The organism is Streptomyces sp. NPDC047853 (genome assembly GCF_043204535.1).
In the GTDB taxonomy this organism is placed as follows: domain Bacteria; phylum Actinomycetota; class Actinomycetes; order Streptomycetales; family Streptomycetaceae; genus Streptomyces.
Genome location: NZ_JBIDCI010000023.1, coordinates 20,325 through 36,861, shown reverse-complemented (window position 1 = coordinate 36,861; position 16,537 = coordinate 20,325). Strand labels below are relative to the sequence as shown.

Annotated in this window: 14 protein-coding genes; 6 read left to right on the top strand and 8 right to left on the bottom strand. The window is 73.6% G+C overall.

Annotation, left to right across the window (positions count from 1 at the left end; translation table 11 throughout):
• Positions 1-243 precede the first annotated feature (243 nt).
• Positions 244-417 carry a hypothetical protein gene (locus tag ACGF5T_RS31120; RefSeq protein ID WP_167355239.1) on the top strand — a complete coding sequence of 58 codons (174 nt, stop codon included), beginning with the start codon at positions 244-246 and terminating at the stop codon, positions 415-417.
• 661 nt (positions 418-1,078) lie between these two features.
• Here the strand turns inward: ACGF5T_RS31120 and ACGF5T_RS31115 are convergent.
• A complete protein-coding gene (locus ACGF5T_RS31115; protein WP_356612762.1) occupies positions 1,079-1,897 on the bottom strand; it encodes an inositol monophosphatase family protein in 819 nt (272 codons plus the stop codon).
• A gap of 8 nt (positions 1,898-1,905) precedes the next feature.
• Positions 1,906-3,033 carry a ferrochelatase gene (locus ACGF5T_RS31110; RefSeq protein ID WP_356612764.1) on the bottom strand — a complete coding sequence of 376 codons (1,128 nt, stop codon included), beginning with the start codon at positions 3,031-3,033 and terminating at the stop codon, positions 1,906-1,908.
• A 163-nt stretch (positions 3,034-3,196) separates the two neighbouring features.
• On the opposite strand from ACGF5T_RS31110, the gene ACGF5T_RS31105 reads away from it, so the two are divergent.
• Together ACGF5T_RS31105 and ACGF5T_RS31100 are read left to right on the top strand one after the other, a co-directional pair.
• Complete coding sequence (locus ACGF5T_RS31105) at positions 3,197-4,453, top strand: MFS transporter (protein WP_356612766.1); 1,257 nt, start codon at positions 3,197-3,199, stop codon at positions 4,451-4,453.
• Entirely contained in the window at positions 4,395-5,732 is a 1,338-nt protein-coding gene (locus ACGF5T_RS31100) for a D-arabinono-1,4-lactone oxidase (protein ID WP_366768081.1), read from the top strand. Before ACGF5T_RS31105 ends, ACGF5T_RS31100 begins: the two co-directional genes overlap by 59 nt.
• On the opposite strand, the gene ACGF5T_RS31095 is transcribed toward ACGF5T_RS31100, so the two are convergent.
• A complete protein-coding gene (locus ACGF5T_RS31095; protein ID WP_366768080.1) occupies positions 5,656-6,528 on the bottom strand; it encodes a hypothetical protein in 873 nt (290 codons plus the stop codon). The genes ACGF5T_RS31100 and ACGF5T_RS31095 overlap by 77 nt on opposite strands.
• Positions 6,529-7,000: 472 nt before the next feature.
• On the opposite strand from ACGF5T_RS31095, the gene sepH reads away from it, so the two are divergent.
• A complete protein-coding gene (sepH, locus tag ACGF5T_RS31090; RefSeq protein WP_356612770.1) occupies positions 7,001-8,053 on the top strand; it encodes a septation protein SepH in 1,053 nt (350 codons plus the stop codon).
• Between the two features lie 401 nt (positions 8,054-8,454).
• On the opposite strand, the gene ACGF5T_RS31085 is transcribed toward sepH, so the two are convergent.
• A complete protein-coding gene (locus ACGF5T_RS31085) occupies positions 8,455-9,306 on the bottom strand; it encodes a sulfurtransferase (RefSeq protein WP_366768079.1) in 852 nt (283 codons plus the stop codon).
• Positions 9,307-9,559: 253 nt separating this feature from the next.
• Here ACGF5T_RS31085 and ACGF5T_RS31080 point away from each other — a divergent pair, with 253 nt between their 5' ends.
• On the top strand, positions 9,560-10,381 hold the full coding sequence (locus ACGF5T_RS31080; protein ID WP_356612774.1) for a VOC family protein: 822 nt from the start codon (positions 9,560-9,562) through the stop codon (positions 10,379-10,381).
• 79 nt (positions 10,382-10,460) lie between these two features.
• Here ACGF5T_RS31080 and ACGF5T_RS31075 read toward each other — a convergent pair whose 3' ends face one another.
• The 4 genes from ACGF5T_RS31075 to ACGF5T_RS31060 form a co-directional block, all read right to left on the bottom strand.
• Positions 10,461-11,111, bottom strand: a complete 651-nt coding sequence (locus ACGF5T_RS31075) for a thymidine kinase (RefSeq protein WP_366768078.1) — start codon at positions 11,109-11,111, stop codon at positions 10,461-10,463.
• A gap of 46 nt (positions 11,112-11,157) precedes the next feature.
• Positions 11,158-12,351, bottom strand: coding sequence for a nucleotide pyrophosphatase/phosphodiesterase family protein (locus tag ACGF5T_RS31070; RefSeq protein ID WP_356612777.1), 1,194 nt, complete (start codon positions 12,349-12,351; stop codon positions 11,158-11,160).
• Entirely contained in the window at positions 12,351-12,947 is a 597-nt protein-coding gene (locus tag ACGF5T_RS31065; protein WP_356612785.1) for a DUF5998 family protein, read from the bottom strand. Before ACGF5T_RS31065 ends, ACGF5T_RS31070 begins: the two co-directional genes overlap by 1 nt.
• A gap of 62 nt (positions 12,948-13,009) precedes the next feature.
• A complete protein-coding gene (locus ACGF5T_RS31060; RefSeq protein WP_366768077.1) occupies positions 13,010-16,024 on the bottom strand; it encodes a GNAT family N-acetyltransferase in 3,015 nt (1,004 codons plus the stop codon).
• Positions 16,025-16,223: 199 nt separating this feature from the next.
• Between ACGF5T_RS31060 and ACGF5T_RS31055 the strand changes: the two genes are divergently transcribed.
• Positions 16,224-16,505: an HPr family phosphocarrier protein gene (locus ACGF5T_RS31055; protein WP_356612781.1), complete on the top strand. Its 282-nt coding sequence runs from the start codon at positions 16,224-16,226 to the stop codon at positions 16,503-16,505.
• Positions 16,506-16,537: the final 32 nt, after the last annotated feature.

Below are 16,537 nucleotides of genomic sequence, written 5' to 3'. Positions count from 1 at the left end.
GGGGTTGAGGTTTCCGCGGATGGGAGCGGGGGGAGGACGGCTTTACACCCCGCGATCACGCTCTGCCTGTACCGCGTCACCGCACGGTACGCCGCGGTCCGCTTCCGCAGAGCGGGCGTGGGTGTCCGGCACCGTCGCCGCCCAGCGGGGCAGCGCTGGGCACTCCACCGGAGACGTGATCGCCCCTTCCCAACGGCACACCCCCGTGCCACCGACCCACGACCCAGGACGAGGGGGCGCAGCATGGACGCTTTCACCGCAGGACTTCTGCAGCGCATACAGACGACCGAGTCCGACCTGTCCCGGGCCCGCGACGAGGGGGACGAGTTCCTCGTCGACGTGGAGCTGGGAGAGCTCGACGACCTGCGCCGTCTCGCGGCCGAGCACGGTGTGGAGGTCAGCGCGACCGGCGTCTGACCGGCCCGTGAGCGACAGGGCCCCGGCGGGATCCAGCGCCGGGGCCCTGTCGTGCGGGTCGCCTCCGGCGGTGAGCGGTCCCACCGGCCGGGGTTCGGCGGAGAGGGGACGCCGTCCGTCACTGCCCGGGGGCGCGCTGTGCCGTGCCCCGGACCGAACCTTCGGACGGCCCCGGGCCGACGGACCACCACCCGACAGCCGCGGGCACCGGGCGGAGGGTCGACGACGACGGGTACACCCCGGACCGGTCCACGGCCGCGAGCACCGCGCGCACGATCAACGACGACAGGCACCGCACGGACGGACCACGGGCCGCGAACACCGCACGGACGGCTCCCGCGGGCACGCCGCGGAGGATCGACGACGATGGCACCGCACGGACGGACCGCAGCCGCCGGCACCACGCCGACGGTCCGCGGCCGCCGGACGGCGCTCCGACGGGGCCGCGGGCAAGGTGCCGCCGCCGAGACCGGAGGGCCGGTCCGCCGTTCCCCAAGGGGATCGGCCCAGCACGCGGAAAGCCCCCCAGGCGGCCTGCTGTCCGTGCGCCGATCCGCTCCGACGGACGCCGGTACCGCACGAGGGGTCGGCGGCGGGGCGGTGGGCCCGGCGCGCGACGGGTCGCGGTGCGGGCCCGTCGGCGTCAGCCCGGCCGGCAGGCCTACGCGCCGAACTCCGTCAGGAGCCGCTGGAGGGGCTCGAAGACCTCCGGGGTGGCCGCGATCGTCAGGTCCCCGGACGGGCGCTCCCCGGGGCGTCCACCGGTCACCGCGCCCGCCTCCCGGGCGATGAGGTCCCCCGCCGCGAGGTCCCAGGGGTGCAGACCGCGCTCGTAGTAGCCGTCGAGGCGGCCGGCGGCCACGTCGCACAGGTCGATCGCGGCGGAGCCACCGCGCCGGATGTCGCGGACCAGCGGGATCAGCCGCCGCGCGATCTCGGCCTGCTCGGCGCGGACGTCGGCGACGTAGTTGAAGCCCGTGGAGACCAGTGCCTGGTCCAGCGGCGCCGGGGCACGGCAGGCAAGCCTGCGTGCACCGTCCCAGGCGCCCGTCGCCCAGGCCCCGCCGCCCAGCACCGCGTGGTACGACTCGCCGCGCATCGGCGCCACGACCACGCCGGCCACCCGCTCGCCGTCCTGCTCGGCGGCGACCGAGACCGCCCAGGTGGGCAGCCCGTACAGGTAGTTGACCGTGCCGTCGAGCGGGTCGATCACCCAGCGGACGCCACTCGTGCCGTCCGTGACGGAGCCCTCCTCGCCCAGGAAGCCGTCGTCCGGGCGCCGGTCCGCGAGCAGGCCGGTGATCAGCTTCTCCGCCGCGATGTCCATCTCGGTGACCACGTCGATGGGGCTGGACTTGGTGGCGGCGACCGCCAGGTCGGCGGGGCGGCCGTCGCGCAGCAGCTCGCCCGCGCGGTGAGCCGCCTCCTGGGCGATCTCCAGCAGCTCGGCGTGGAACGGGTCGGTCGTCACGTCGGTCACGGGGCTCCTCACGCGTAGGGGCTGTCGGCACCCGCGGCGGCGGGGCGGGGGGCTCGGGCGGGGCAGCACCCGACCGGACAGAGGTCGTGGCTCGCGCGGAGCGCGCCGAGCGCGCACGGAGCGACGTCCTGCCCGCGCTCGCCGGCGGCCCGCTCCAGGACCAGGTCGCGGACCGCGGCGGCGAACCGCGGATCGGCGCCCACGGTCGCCGACCGGCGCACCGGCAGCCCCAGCTCCTCCGCCTTGGCCGTGGCCTCGGTGTCGAGGTCGTACAGGACCTCCATGTGATCGGAGACGAAGCCGATGGGGGCCATCACCACGGCGGGGGCACCGGCCGCGTGGCGCTCCTCGAGGTGGTCGCAGATGTCGGGCTCCAGCCACGGGATGTGCGGGGCACCCGAGCGCGACTGGTAGACGAGCTGCCAGGGGTGGTCGACACCGGTGCGCTCGCGGACGGCGTCGGCGATCGTCTGCGCGACGTCCAGGTGCTGGCGCACGTACGCGCCGCCGTCGCCGTGCTCCTCGACCGGTCCCGACGTGTCCGCCGCCGCGGTGGGGATCGAGTGGGTCGAGAAGGCGATGTGGGCGCCGTCCCGCACCTCCTCGGGCAGCTCGGCGAGGGAGCGGAGGACCCCGTCGACCATCGGCTCCACGAAGCCCGGGTGGTTGAAGTAGTGCCGCAGCTTGTCGATCTTCGGCAGCTCCAGGCCCTCCGCCTCCAGCGCGGCGAGCGCGTCCGCGAGGTTCTCGCGGTACTGCCGGCAGCCCGAGTACGAGGCGTAGGCGCTGGTGGCGAGGACGAGGATGCGGCGGCGGCCGTCGCGGACCATCTCGCGCAGGGTGTCCGTGAGGTACGGCGCCCAGTTGCGGTTGCCCCAGTAGACCGGCAGGGCCAGGCCGTGCTCGGCGAAGTCCTTGCGGAGGGCGTCCAGCAGGGCCCGGTTCTGGTCGTTGATGGGGCTGACCCCGCCGAAGAGGAAGTAGTGCTGGCCGACTTCCTTGAGGCGTTCCTTGGGGATGCCGCGCCCACGCGTCACGTTCTCCAGGAACGGGACCACGTCGTCCGGGCCCTCCGGGCCGCCGAACGAGAGCAGGAGCAGGGCGTCGTAAGGGCTGGCATCGAGCACGTCTGGCATGTCTCGATCCTGCCACCCGGCACTGACAGCGGTGAAACGGTGGGTGCCGACGGTGCGTCCCGCCCCTTCCGCGGGGGTGTTTCCCGACGGCTCGGCGAGTAATCTGTATCGACTGCGTTCGGACCTTACCGAGCACTCCACCGCGCCGCTTCCGGAGATCCCGTTGCCCAGCCCCTACCGCGCCCTGTTCGCCGCCCCCGGCACCAAGGCCTTCTCGACCGCGGGCTTCCTCGGCCGGATGCCGCTGTCGATGATGGGCATCGGCGTGGTGACGATGATCTCCCAGCTCACCGGGCGGTACGGACTGGCCGGCGCCCTGTCGGCCACCATCGCGCTCGCCGCCGCCGTGGCCGGACCGCAGGTCTCCCGCCTGGTCGACCGGTACGGCCAGCGACGGGTGCTGCGCCCGGCGACCCTGGTGTCGCTCGCCGCCGCGGCCGTGCTGCTGCCGGCCGCGCACTACGGCTGGCCGGACTGGGTGCTGTTCGTGTCCTGCGTCGGCATCGGCTGCGTACCGAGCCTCGGCGCCATGGTCCGGGCCCGCTGGGCGGCCCTGTACCGGGGCACCCCGCAACTGCACACCGCGTACTCCTTCGAATCCGTGGTGGACGAGATCTGCTTCATCTTCGGGCCGATCATCTCCATCGGCCTGTCCACGGCCTGGTTCCCGGAGGCCGGGCCGCTGCTGGCCGCCTGCTTCCTCGCGACGGGCGTGTTCTGGCTGACCTCGCAGCGCGCCACCGAGCCGGAGCCGCACCCGCGTGAGGAGAAGGGCGGCGGCTCCGCGCTGCGCTCCCGCGGGCTCCAGGTTCTGGTCGCCACCTTCGTGGCCACGGGGACGATCTTCGGGGCCGTCGACGTGGTCACCGTGGCCTTCGCCGAGGAGGAGGGCCACAAGGCCGCCGCCAGTCTCGTCCTCGCCCTGTACGCGGCGGGGTCGTGCACGGCGGCCATGGTCTTCGGGCTGCTGCGCTTCGCCGGACCGCCCGAGCGTCGCTGGCTGCTGGGCGTCTGCGCGATGGCCGTGAGTATGATCCCCCTCCTACTGGTCGGAAACCTGCTGTCTCTGGCCGTGGCGCTGTTCGTTGCGGGTCTGTCCATCGCTCCCACGATGATCACGACCATGTCCCTCATCGACCAGCACGTACCACGCACGCAGCTCACCGAGGGCATGACCTGGGTGAGCACCGGCCTCGCGGTCGGGGTCGCGCTCGGCTCCTCCGGGGGCGGCTGGGTGATCGACGCCTCGGGTGCGCGCGCCGGGTACGGGGTTCCGGCGGTCGCCGGGGCCGTCGCGGTCGCGGTCGGTTTCCTCGGGTACCGCCGGCTCAAGCGGCCGGCTCCACGTCGGGGAGGGACCGTTGAGCAGCACACGCACGGCGAGCGGGAAGAGGAACGGGAAGAACGGCACATGGCGTAACTGGGGCGGCAACGTCCTGGCGCGCCCCGCGCGGGAGGTCGCTCCCGCCTCCGTCGCCGAACTGGCCGAGGCCGTCCGCAGGGCCGCCGAGGACGGACTGCGGGTCAAGGCCGTCGGCAGCGGTCACTCCTTCACGTCGATAGCCGCGACGGACGGCGTCCTGATACGTCCGGACCTGCTGACCGGTATCCGGGACATCGACCGGGCCGCCATGACGGTCACGGTGGAGGCGGGCACTCCGCTCAAGCGGCTCAACCTGGCCCTCGCGCGTGAGGGCCTGTCGCTCACGAACATGGGCGACATCATGGAGCAGACCGTCTCCGGCGCCACCAGCACCGGCACCCACGGCACGGGCCGCGAGTCGGCCTCGATCGCCGCCCAGATCCGGGGCCTCGAGATGGTCACGGCCGACGGCTCGGTGCTGACCTGTTCCGAGCGGGAGAACAGCGAGGTGTTCGCCGCCGCCCGGATCGGCCTGGGCGCGCTGGGCGTCGTCACCGCGATCACCTTCGCAGTGGAGCCGATCTTCCTGCTCACGGCCCGCGAGGAGCCGATGCCCTTCGAGCGGGTCCTCGCCGACTTCGACGAACTGTGGGCGGAGAACGAGCACTTCGAGTTCTACTGGTTCCCGCACACCGGCAGCACCAACACCAAGCGCAACAACCGCAGCGCCGGCCCCGCCCAGCCGGTGGGGCGCCTCCGGGGCTGGTTCGAGGACGAGTTCCTGTCCAACGGGGTCTTCCAGGCCGCCAACTGGGTCGGCCGCGCGGCACCCGTCGGCGTTCCCGCGATCGCGCGGATCTCCAGCAAGGCGCTCTCCGCGCGGACGTACACGGACACTCCGTACAAGGTGTTCACCTCCCCGCGGCGGGTGCGGTTCGTGGAGATGGAGTACGCCGTTCCGCGTGAGGCCGTGGTCGAGACGCTGCGCGAGCTGAGGACGATGGTCGACCGTTCACGGCTCCGGATCAGCTTCCCGGTCGAGGTGCGCACGGCCCCGGCCGACGACATCACGCTCTCCACCGCCTCCGGCCGCGACAGCGCGTACATCGCCGTCCACATGTTCCGGGGCACGCCCTATCAGGCGTACTTCACGGCCGCCGAGCGGATCTTCACGGCGCACGGGGGACGGCCGCACTGGGGCAAGTTGCACACCCGGGACGCCGAGTACTGCTCCCGGGTGTATCCGCGCTTCGGTGAGTTCACGGCGCTGCGGGACCGTCTTGACCCGGACCGGCTGTTCCGGAACGACTACTTGCGCCGGGTTCTGGGGTCGTAGCCGACGGGTCGGGGTCGGGGCCCGTGGACGTGCCGGAGTCCTCGCCCCCGGTGGCGTCCGGGGTGGGCGTCGGGCCGGCGTCCGTACCGCCGTCGTCCCCCGAGGTGCCGTCCGGCGACGTACTGGCACCGGTTTCGCTCGGGGACCCGGACGGAGTGGCGGCCGGAGCGTCGTCCCCGGAGCCGGAGCCCCCGGGCCCGTCCGATCCGTCGGAGTCCTGGTCGTCCCGCGTGTCCCCCGAGCCCCCGGAACCGCCCGAATCCCCCGAACCTCCCGAATCCCCGGCAGACTTGTTGTGACCGGACAGGGCGTTGCCGACGGTGGTGCTGTGGCCGCCGCCGAGATTCTGGCCGGAGGCGAGTTCGTAGGTGGTGATTCCGGCCATGGAGACGGCGAAGACGAGGGCCGCCGCGGCCACGGGGCGCTTCCAGCCGGTGGCCCGCGCGCGGTAGACGGTGCCCGCGGTGAACTCCCCCGGGCCCGCGGCCGTGGACGCCGACGGACCGGTGCCCGTCCGGCCGGCGGTCCGCGCCACGCCGACGGGGCGCTTCTCCCGGAGCTGCTCTCCGGTGCGACTGAAGAAGTGCTGGAGGACCGAACCCCCACAGGTGGCGACGACACTGATGAGGCCGGCTCCCAGAATCGTGCCGTACACGCCGAAGGAGGAGGCCAGTTTGGCGGCCACCACCGCCGCCAGGGCGCTGCCCGCCACCTGGGGCACGCTCAGGTCGATCCGCTTGGACCTCACCTCCGCACGCGCGTCCGTGTCGCCTGCATCGTCGGGCTTTTCACGCATTCCCGGACCTTGCCTGCCTTTCCCGTACGCGATCGATCAACTGCACGAGAAAGGGACGTGCGGTCGAAACCATTAGTTCCGTTTCTGGCGATTGCGTGAAGTACGCCACGTCAAGATCACGGAAATCCCGCCGGGAGCGGCCGAGCGCGACCTCTTGCCGGAAGTCGGACGGCGTGCCCATCCACGCACATGGCCCGAATGGAGTACTGTTGCGAGCCCTGGGTCAGGCCGCCCGACCGGGGGTGCAGGACCCTTGAAGGACCGCCGGGAGGGGGCTAGTTGCTCTGGGTGACTGAGTTGGTCACTTAGCGTTGCGAACAGGTAACCGTGCCATAACGGCGATCCAGGGCCCAGGCCCGACACGCCGGGCAACTCGGCAAGGTTGTGGCAGGCTGCACCCGGGCAGGCCACACTCGACAGAGCGGAAGCAGCGACGCACGTGACGTCGGCAGGCACCACCCGGGAGGTCCCCATGCCCGAACTGCGTGTCGTGGCCGTCTCGAATGACGGCACACGGCTGGTGCTGAAGGCTGCGGACAGCACGGAGTACACGCTTCCGATCGACGAGCGGCTCCGGGCCGCCGTGCGCGGCGACCGTCCCCGCCTCGGCCAGATCGAGATCGAGGTGGAGAGCCATCTCCGCCCCCGCGACATCCAGGCGCGTATACGAGCCGGCGCGACCGCGGAAGAGGTCGCCCAGATGGCCGGCATCCCCGTCGACCGCGTACGGCGCTTCGAGGGTCCCGTGCTGGCCGAGCGCGCCTTCATGGCGGAGCGGGCCCGCAAGACCCCCGTCCGCCGCCCCGGCGAGAACTCCGGACCACCCCTCGGCGAGGCCGTGCAGGAACGGCTGCTGCTGCGCGGCGCCGACAAGGACACCGTCCAGTGGGACTCCTGGCGCCGCGACGACGGCACCTGGGAAGTCCTGTTGGTCTACCTGGTCGCCGGCGAACCGCACTCGGCGAGCTGGACGTACGACCCGCCCCGGCGGCTCGTCCAGGCCGTCGACTCGGAGGCGCGTGCGCTGATCGGCGAGTCCGACGACCTCGCCGCGCCCGAGCCCAGCTTCCCGTTCGTCCCGCGCATCGCCCGGCTGCCGCGCGACCGGCCGCTGGACCGTTCCCTCGACCGGGAGCAGCGGGAGCGGCCGAGTCTGCCCCCGCCGCCGACCGAGCCGGCCGAGGAGACCGCGGCCACGGCGTCGGCCGAACGCGACTCGCTGACCAGCCTGCTCGAGGCCGTTCCGAGCTTCCGGGGCGACCTGGTGGTGCCCGAGCGCGCCCCGGAACCGGTCGAGGAGCCCGTCGAGGAATCCGAGGTGGAGGAGGCTCCGGCGCCCGCGGCGTCGGCCGGTTCCGCCTACGCCGACGTCCTCATGCCGCGTTCGGTGGCCAGCCACCGCGACCGCCTGACCGGCTCCACCGACCGCCAGGCCGAGGCTGACGGCGTCCGCCCGGGCCGACGGGCGGCGGTACCGAGCTGGGACGAGATCGTGTTCGGGACGCGGCGCAAGAAGCAGGAATAGCGGGCTCGGACCGTCCACTTCGACCGTGACCGGGGGCCGGGCCGCAGGTGACTGCGGCCCGGCCCCCGGTCGCACGGGGCAGGCACGACTGTCCCTGCCCCCCGCCTGGCCCAGGCCGGAGTTGCGGCGACTGCCGACGTCCGTGCACCCGGCGTCCTGCGTGTCACCGCGGGCCGGGACCGCGGACAACCCCGCTACGGCGGTCCGGACCCCGGGCGGGCCTGCCCGCAGTGCGGCCTGACCTCAGCGGGGCCGGACCCGGCGGGGCCGACCCCGGCGGGCCCGGACCACTCCGGGTTTGGACCACTCCGGGCCCGGACCGCTCCGGGCTTGGACCACTCCGGGCCTGGACCGCTCCGGGCTTGGAGCAAGGGGCGCCGGACCACACTGCGGGCGCCGGGCTACTGCGGGTCCGGCCCCACGGCGATCGGTCGTGCCGGGTCCGAGGACCACTCCGACCACGAACCCACGTACAGCGCCGCCGGAATGCCCGCCACCGCCAGCGCCAGCACCTCGTGGGCGGCCGACACGCCCGAGCCGCAGTAGACCCCGACCTCTTCGCCCTCCGAGGCACCGAGGGTCTTGAACCGTGCCCGGAGTTCCTCCGCCGGCAGGAATCGGCCGTCCCCCGCCACGTTGTCCATCGTCGGTGCCGACACCGCGCCCGGGATGTGACCACCGACCGGATCGATCGGTTCCACCTCGCCCCGGTACCGCTCCCCCGCCCGGGCGTCGAGCAGCAGCCCGGACCGGGCCAGCGCCGCCGCTCCGTCCGCGTCCAGCAGCCCCACGGCGCCCGGCCGCGGAGTGAAGTCGCCCTCCTCGAACGCGGGCACCTCGGTGGACAACGGCCCCCGCCACGCCGGCAACCCACCGTCGAGGACCCGCACGTTCGGGTGACCCGTCCAGCGCAGCAACCACCAGGCACGGGCAGCGGCCCACCCCTGCCCTCCGTCGTACACGACGACCGGCCGGCCGGCGGTGACGCCCGCCCGGCGCATCGCCGCGCCGAACTCCGCCACGTCGGGCAGCGGATGCCGGCCCCCTCCGCCGGGTGCGGAGGCGAGTTCCCTGTCCAGGTCGACGAAGACGGCACCGGGGAGATGCCCGGCCGCGTACTCGGCGCGGCCGTCGAACGGCGCGGCACCGGCCGCCGTGGCCGTGCTCAACTGCCAGCGGACGTCGAGCAGGACGGGCGGGTTCCGGCCCGCTCGTTCCTGCTCGAGTTCGGATGCGGAGATGATGGCGTTCATGGCCCCATCCTGGCGTACCGAGTGGCCGAAGCGTCGATGTCGGGCTACTCTGCCCGCCGGACAGTACCGATCACCAGGCGTATGGGTTCGGGCACATGCTGTACTACCCGCACAGCACCGGGCTGTCCCACGGGCGCGCCCGGACGGCGCGGCACCGGATCCGGTGCCGGCCTCGGCGTGAAGGTCCGTCGAAGCGGAATCCGTCAGGCGGAAGCGGACGCACGGCCCGCGCAGGGCCGAGAAGAGAGTGACGATGACCGACGCACGGGAGTCGGCCGGCCGGAACGGCGAGACCAACGCCCGGCACACGCCCGGAACACCCTGCTGGGTGAGCCTGATGGTGCACGGCCCGGCCGCCACCCACGACTTCTACGGAGCGCTGTTCGGCTGGGAGTTCCAGCCGGGACCGCAGCAACTGGGCCCCTACGCGCGGGCCCTGCTCGACGGGCGTGAGGTGGCGGGCATCGGCCAACTGCCCCCGGACCGCCAGCTCCCCGTCGCCTGGACGCCCTACTTCGCGTCGGCCGACGTCAACCGGACGGCCGAGACGGTCCGTCTGTGCGGTGGCACGATCGGGGTGGGTCCGCTGGACGCGGGCGAGGCCGGCCGCCTGGCCATCGGCTCCGATCCGTCGGGCGCCGTCTTCGGCGTCTGGCAGGCGGCGGCACATCTCGGCACGGCCGTGACGGGCCTCCCCGGCACCCCGGCGTGGAACGAGCTGCTGACCTTCGAGTCGGCGAGTGTCGCCAAGTTCTACGAGACCGTGTTCGGCTTCGAACGGGTGGCGGAGGTGTCCGCCGACCGGGACTACGTGACCCTCTGCCTCGACGGCCGGCCGGTCGCCGGCATCCACGGGGTCGGCCACGCACTGCCCCGCGACCGGGGGCCGCACTGGATCACGTACTTCGAGGTGGCCGACGCGGAGGAGTCCCAGCGGCACCTCGCCGAGCTGGGCGGCCACGTCCTCGAACCCGCCCGGGACACCGTCCACGGCCGGGTGGCGACGGTGGCGGACCCCGAGGGCGCCCGCTTCTCGCTGCTGCAGGGCCGGCCCGCCGGCAGGGGAACGGAGTGAGACGAGACCTCCGGCCCCCGGCCGTCCCCGGCGCCCGGTGACCGGTCCGGGGCGCCGACGCGCCCCGAGGCCGGCCGGATCAGGCCGGCGCCACCGGCAGGACGTCCGGCGAGAGGGTGCCGGCGCGCGCGGAGGCGCTGGTCATCCTGCGCCGATGGTGCCGCCGGCACAGCACCTCGTAGCCGATCTCGTCGGGAGACCGGGTCACGTCGCCGACGACCACCTGGGCGCCCTCGACGACCATGATGCCGCCCACGGTGCGGGCGTTGTGCGTGGCGCGGGCCCCGCACCAGCACAGGGCCTCGACCTGGAGCACCTCGACGCGGTCGGCGAGTTCCACCAGCCGCTGGGAGCCGGGGAACAGCTTGGAGCGGAAGTCCGTGGTGATGCCGAAGGCGTACACATCGACGTCGAGGTCGTCGACCACGCGCGCGAGCTGGTCTATCTGGTCCGGCGCGAGGAACTGCGCCTCGTCGGCGATCACGTAGTCCACGCGTCCGCCCTGCGTGAGGTGGTCGACGACGTACCCGTACAGGTCCTGTCCGTCCTCGACCTCCACCGCGTCGGTGACCAGGCCGAGACGGGAGGAGAGCTTGCCCTCGCCCGCACGGTCGTCGCGGGTGAAGATCATGCCGACGAGTCCGCGTGCCGAGCGGTTGTGCTCGATCTGCAGAGCCAGCGTCGACTTCCCGCAGTCCATGGTTCCGGAGAAGAAGACCAGCTCGGGCATGAGGGGTTGAGCACCTTTCGGCAGCGGGACAGCGGTGTGCGGGAGGTCAGGAGCGTACTTCGAGCAGGGGAACGAGTTGTTCGGCAGGGGTCATCGATCCGTGGTTGCCGACCATCGCCGACTCCTTCGGCTCCCGCTCCGAGGCGATGAGCAGGACGTCGTCCCGCGCGGCGGCGATCACGTCGCCGAGGCGGTGGTAGACCCGGTCGTCGATCCGGGGGCCGAACCAGCCCGCATCGATGGCCTCGTCCCGCGAGGCCACCCAGAACTGCTCGCCGAGCACCTCACGCCAGCAGGTCAGCACGTCGTTGTGTGCGCCGGGCACGGCGTACACGTGGCGGGCGCGGCCCTCACCGCCGAGGAGGGCGACGCCCGCCTTCAGCTCCCAGTCCTCGTCGAAGTCGATGCGGTGGTCCTCGTCGAAGGGCACGTCGATCATGCCGTGGTCGGCCGTGACGTACAGGGCGCTGCGCGGCGGCAGCTGCTCGGCGAGACGCTGGACGAGCCGGTCGACGTGCGCGAGCTGGCCGCGCCAGGTGTCGGAGTCGACGCCGAAGCGGTGGCCGGCGCCGTCGACCTCCGCGTAGTAGGTGTAGACGAGCGCACGGTCCGCGCCGGCCAGCTGCTCGGCGGCGAGGTCCATGCGGTCCTCGCCGGACAGCCGGCCGTGGAAGGCGCCTCCGCTGAGGGCGACCTTGGTCAGCGGGGTGTCCGCGAAGGTGGGTGAGGAGACCTGCGCGGCGTGCACCCCCGCCTCCTGGGCGAGGTGGAAGACGGTGGGGTACGGCTGCCAGGCGGCCGGCGCCGTCCACGGCCGCCAGCGCAGCTGGTTCATCAGCTGGCCGGTGGCCGGGTCGCGCACGGTGTAGCCGGGCAGGCCGTGGGCGCCGGGGGGCAGACCGGTGCCGACGGAGGCGAGGGAGGTCGCGGTGGTCGCCGGGTAGCCGGCGGTGATCGGCCGTCCGGTGCCGCCGCGTGAGCTGCTCAGCAGCGCGCTCATGAAGGGGGCGTCCTCCGGGTGGGCCCGCAGCTGTTCCCAGCCGAGCCCGTCGATCAGGAACACGCAGTTCCGGTCGGCCGGGGTCAGTTCGGTGATGCTCGCGGTCATGCCGGGGACGCCGAGACCGGCGGCCAGGGTGGGCAGGAGGTCGGCGAGCGAACCGGCGCCGTACTCGGGTACGGGGGCGGAGTCGACGGGGAGCGGTTCCGGGGCGGTGTCCCAGGCTGCGGGCTGTGCCATCAGCGGGAGGAGTCCGCGGTCGCCTCGGAGAGGGCCTGCGCGAAGGTGAGCGCCTGGCGCACCGTCTCCGGGCCGTCCCCGGCCTCGCTGACGCGCAGGCTGAGGTCGTCGGCCGTCGAGCTGCCGGTGTAGCCGTGGTCCGCCTCGCAATTGGGGTCGCCGCAGGCGGCGGGCTCCAGGTCGAGGCGGGAGACCGCACCCCAGCCGATGGTCAGCACGATCTCGCGGGGCAGCGTGCCGGGCTTGTACTGCTCCGGGTTGGCGACCACGCGGCTGACGACGATGGACGAGATCCGGCCGAGCTTGACGGACTCCGTGGAGGTCGTGGCGTACGGCGTCGGGGAGGTGTCGTCGGCGGCCTGCTCGTCGGTGTGGCTGACGATGAAGCGGTTGCCGGTGAGCACGAGCACGGTCACGTGCCGGCGCACCTCGTTCTGGTCGAACGTCGTCTCCTGATGGACCAGGTACGACCGGACGGGCTCGCCGCCCACGGCGGCCTCCACCGCCTCGGCCACGAGGGCCGGGTAGTAGCCGCTGCGCTCGATCGCCGCTCGCAGCCCCTGGGTCGTCGTACTGGTCTTGGCCATGCCCTCCATCCTACGGGGGCGCACTGACTGCGCGGCACGCTCGTACGGCGCCCCTCCCGGGCCGTGGGCGGTCAGTACGCCGGCAGGGTGCGCGGGCCCAGGTCGTCCCTGGCGGGCGGGGGCTCGAGGCGGACGGAGGCGCTGAGGACACTCAGGCCGCGCGGGGCGACGACGACCGGTTCCAGGGTGACCGCGACGACCTCCGGGTGGTCGTCGACCAGCCGGGAGACCCGGAGCAGCAGCTCTTCCAGGGCGGCGGAGTCGACGGGGGCCGAGCCGCGCCAGCCGAAGAGGAGGGGTGCCGTGCGGATCGAGCGGATGAGCGAGCCGGCCTCCCGGTCGGTGACCGGGATCAGCCGGTGCGCCATGTCGCCGAGCAGCTGGGTGGCCGCCCCGGCGAGACCGAAGGAGAGCGCCGCGCCGGCCGCCGGGTCGATGACCGCCCGTACGACGGTGTCGACGCCGCGCGGTGCCATGCCCTGCACCACCGGACGCAGCTCCGCGGGCGTCCCGAACAGCTCGGTCAACTCCGCGTACGCCCGTCGCAGTTGCTCCTCGTCCGCGAGGTCCAGGCGTACGCCGCCCAGGTCGGCGCGGTGGCGCAGGTGCGGTGCGGTGGCCTTGAGGGCCACCGGGTAGCCGAGGGTCCGCGCGGCGGCCGCGGCGTCGTCGGGGGTGGGGGCGGGCAGCGCGCGGTGGACGCGGATGCCGTACCTGCCGAGCAGCGCGCAGGTCTCCTCGGTGTCGAGCGTGAGTCCCTGCCCGCGCGCGAGGTTCCCGGCGATCAGCTCGGCGGCGCCCTTCTCGTCGATGTCCTCGTACTCCGGCACCTTGCCGGGGTCGGCGGCGTCGCGCCGCCACTGGGCGTAGGCGACCACCTGGGCGAGGGCGCGCACGCCGCGTTCGGCGGCGGGGTAGGCGGGGATGAGGTGGGGCCCTTCCGGTGCCTCGGCGGGCTCGTGGGCGGCGGGCGGGTACTGCACGGAGCCTCCGGCGCCCGCGGCGGCGGGCGGGAACGTCCGCGGCCCGTCGGGCGCGCCCGTCCGGGGTTCGGCGGGCAGGGGCGTCACCGGCTCCCCGGGGGCGGGCGCGGGTCCGGAGGGCGCCGCTCGGTCCCCGGCGGTCGACGGGGCCGTCTGCCGGTCGAGGGGCGCGGCAGCCTGCGGGGCGGTGGGCGTCGCCGCCCGTGCGTCCGCGGGCGGCGGGGGCTGCGGCGCCGTGCTGGCCGCCGCCGACAGGGCCTCCGCGAGACCGCCGAGCTCCACGTGCACCACGAGGACCGGCTTGGCGGGCACCGCGGCCGCCGCCGACCGCAGGGCCCTCGCCAGCGCGGCGTCCCCTGCGGAGCCCTCGCCCACCGCGGGGATGGCGGTGACCACCACCGCGTCGCAGGTGTCGTCGGCCAGCGCCCGGGACAGGGCGGCGTGGAACGCGTCGGGCGAGGCCGCCGTCGTCAGGTCCAGGGGAGGATGCGGCCGCAGCCCCTCGGAGAGGCACGCGTCGTACGTCAGCAGGCCCAGTGACTCCGAGTTCCCCAGGATCGCCACCCTCGGTCCGGCGGGCAGCGGCTGCCGGGCGAGCAGCAGGCCCGCGTCGACCAGGTCGGTGATCGTGTCGACCCGGATCACACCGGCCTGCCGCAGCAGCGCGGAGACCGTCGCGTGCGGGAGACGCGTCGCCCGTACGGCGTGCCCCTGCGGTGCCGTCCCGCCGTGGCGGGCCCCCTGCACCACGACCAGCGGCTTGACGGCCGCCGTCCGCCGGGCCAGGCGGGTGAACTTGCGGGGGTTGCCGATGGACTCCAGGTACATCAGGGCGACGTCGGTCTCCGGGTCGTCGTACCAGTACTGGAGGACGTCGTTGCCGGAGACGTCGGCGCGGTTGCCGGAGGAGACGAAGGTCGACACGCCCGTGACGCCGGTGACCCCGCCGCCGCGCCGGTGCAGCCGGGACAGCAGGGCGATGCCGATGGCACCGGACTGGGCGAACAGGCCGATCCGGCCGGGCCGCGGCATCTGAGGGGCGAGGGAGGCGTTGAGCCGCACGTCCGAGGAGGTGTTGATGATGCCGAAGGCGTTGGGCCCGATGATCCGCATGCCGTACGTACGCGCCTGCCGGACCAGTGCGCGCTGGCGTTCGCGTCCCTCGGGGCCGCTGTCGGCGTACCCGGCGGTGACCACCACCAGGCCCTGGACGCCGTGCTCACCGCACTCGGTGACGACGTCGGGAACGTGCTCGGCGGGCACGGCGACGACGGCGAGGTCGACGGGCCCGTCGATGTCGCGCACCGAGCGGCGGGCCGGTACCCCGTCGAGCGCGTCCTGGCCCTCGGGGAGCGCCTTGTTCACGGCGTACAGCCGGCCGGTGTAGCCCGCGTCGCGGATGTTGCCGAGCACGCTGTGCCCGACGCCGCCCGGGGTGCGGCCGGCGCCGACGACCGCCACGGAGCCGGGCTGCAGCAGCCGCTGGACGGAGCGCGCCTCCGCGCGGTGCTCGCGCGCGTACTGCACGGCGAGGGAGCGGTCGGTCGGTTCGAGGTCGAACTCCAGGCGGACCACGCCGTCCTCGAAGCTGCGCTGCTGGGTGTACCCGGCGTCCCTGAACACCTTGATCATCTTGGTGTTGGCGGGCAGCACCTCGGCGGCGAAGCGACGGATGCCCCGCTCGCGGGCGACGGCGGCGATGTGTTCCAGCAGCGCGGAGGCCACGCCGCGCCCCTGGTGGGCGTCCTGGACGAGGAAGGCGACCTCCGCCTCGTCCGCCGGCGCGGAGGCGGGTGTTCCGCCGGCGCCGATCCGGTCGTAGCGTACGGTGGCGATGAACTCGCCGCCGATGGTGGCCGCGAGTCCCACCCGGTCCACGAAGTCGTGGTGCGTGAAGCGGTGGACGTCCTTGGCGGACAGGCGAGGGTACGGCGCGAAGAAGCGGTAGTACTTCGACTCGTCGGAGACCTGCTCGTAGAAGCTGACCAGGCGCTCGGCGTCATCAACGGTGATGGGGCGGACGCGCGCGGTGCCGCCGTCGCGCAGCACCACGTCGGCTTCCCAGTGGGCGGGGTACTCGTGCCGGTCCGACGAGGTCTGCATGGGCCCCAGAGTACGGCTCGCGTACGACAACGGCGCGAGGCAGTCTGTGCAGGACGGAAGGTCGGGCCGAGGCCGCGGTCCGACGACCACGCGGGGCTGCGCACAGCCGTCCCGGGACGCTTCACGATGTGGGAAACTGGTCTAGACAAGAGTGGTCTAGACAACATCAGACCCCTGAACACCTGAAGGGCAGCATCACATGGCTGAGCGCCGCGTCAACGTCGGCTGGGCCGAGGGTCTCCACGCCCGCCCCGCCTCCATCTTCGTCCGAGCCGCCACGGCCACAGGCGTCCCGGTCACGATCGCCAAGGCCGACGGCTCCCCCGTCAACGCGGCCTCCATGCTGGCCGTCCTCGGCCTCGGCGCCCAGGGCGGCGAGGAGATCGTGCTCGCCTCCGACGCCGAGGGCGCGGACGCCGCCCTGGAGCGGCTTGCGAAGCTCGTCGCCGAGGGTCTCGAAGAGCTTCCCGAGACCGTCTGACCGACGGCAGCACCGCCGAGAAAGGCCCGCCC

What these genes read in the sequence shown, in the direction of transcription:
- sepH (WP_356612770.1), top strand. Translation starts at nt 7,001, where the DNA reads ATGCCCGAACTGCGTGTCGTGGCCGTCTCGAATGACGGCACACGGCTG.
- ACGF5T_RS31060 (WP_366768077.1), bottom strand. Translation starts at nt 16,024, where the DNA reads ATGCAGACCTCGTCGGACCGGCACGAGTACCCCGCCCACTGGGAAGCC.
- ACGF5T_RS31055 (WP_356612781.1), top strand. Translation starts at nt 16,224, where the DNA reads ATGGCTGAGCGCCGCGTCAACGTCGGCTGGGCCGAGGGTCTCCACGCC.
- ACGF5T_RS31085 (WP_366768079.1), bottom strand. Translation starts at nt 9,306, where the DNA reads ATGAACGCCATCATCTCCGCATCCGAACTCGAGCAGGAACGAGCGGGC.
- ACGF5T_RS31120 (WP_167355239.1), top strand. Translation starts at nt 244, where the DNA reads ATGGACGCTTTCACCGCAGGACTTCTGCAGCGCATACAGACGACCGAG.
- ACGF5T_RS31065 (WP_356612785.1), bottom strand. Translation starts at nt 12,947, where the DNA reads ATGGAGGGCATGGCCAAGACCAGTACGACGACCCAGGGGCTGCGAGCG.
- ACGF5T_RS31080 (WP_356612774.1), top strand. Translation starts at nt 9,560, where the DNA reads ATGACCGACGCACGGGAGTCGGCCGGCCGGAACGGCGAGACCAACGCC.
- ACGF5T_RS31110 (WP_356612764.1), bottom strand. Translation starts at nt 3,033, where the DNA reads ATGCCAGACGTGCTCGATGCCAGCCCTTACGACGCCCTGCTCCTGCTC.
- ACGF5T_RS31095 (WP_366768080.1), bottom strand. Translation starts at nt 6,528, where the DNA reads ATGCGTGAAAAGCCCGACGATGCAGGCGACACGGACGCGCGTGCGGAG.
- ACGF5T_RS31075 (WP_366768078.1), bottom strand. Translation starts at nt 11,111, where the DNA reads ATGCCCGAGCTGGTCTTCTTCTCCGGAACCATGGACTGCGGGAAGTCG.
- ACGF5T_RS31070 (WP_356612777.1), bottom strand. Translation starts at nt 12,351, where the DNA reads ATGGCACAGCCCGCAGCCTGGGACACCGCCCCGGAACCGCTCCCCGTC.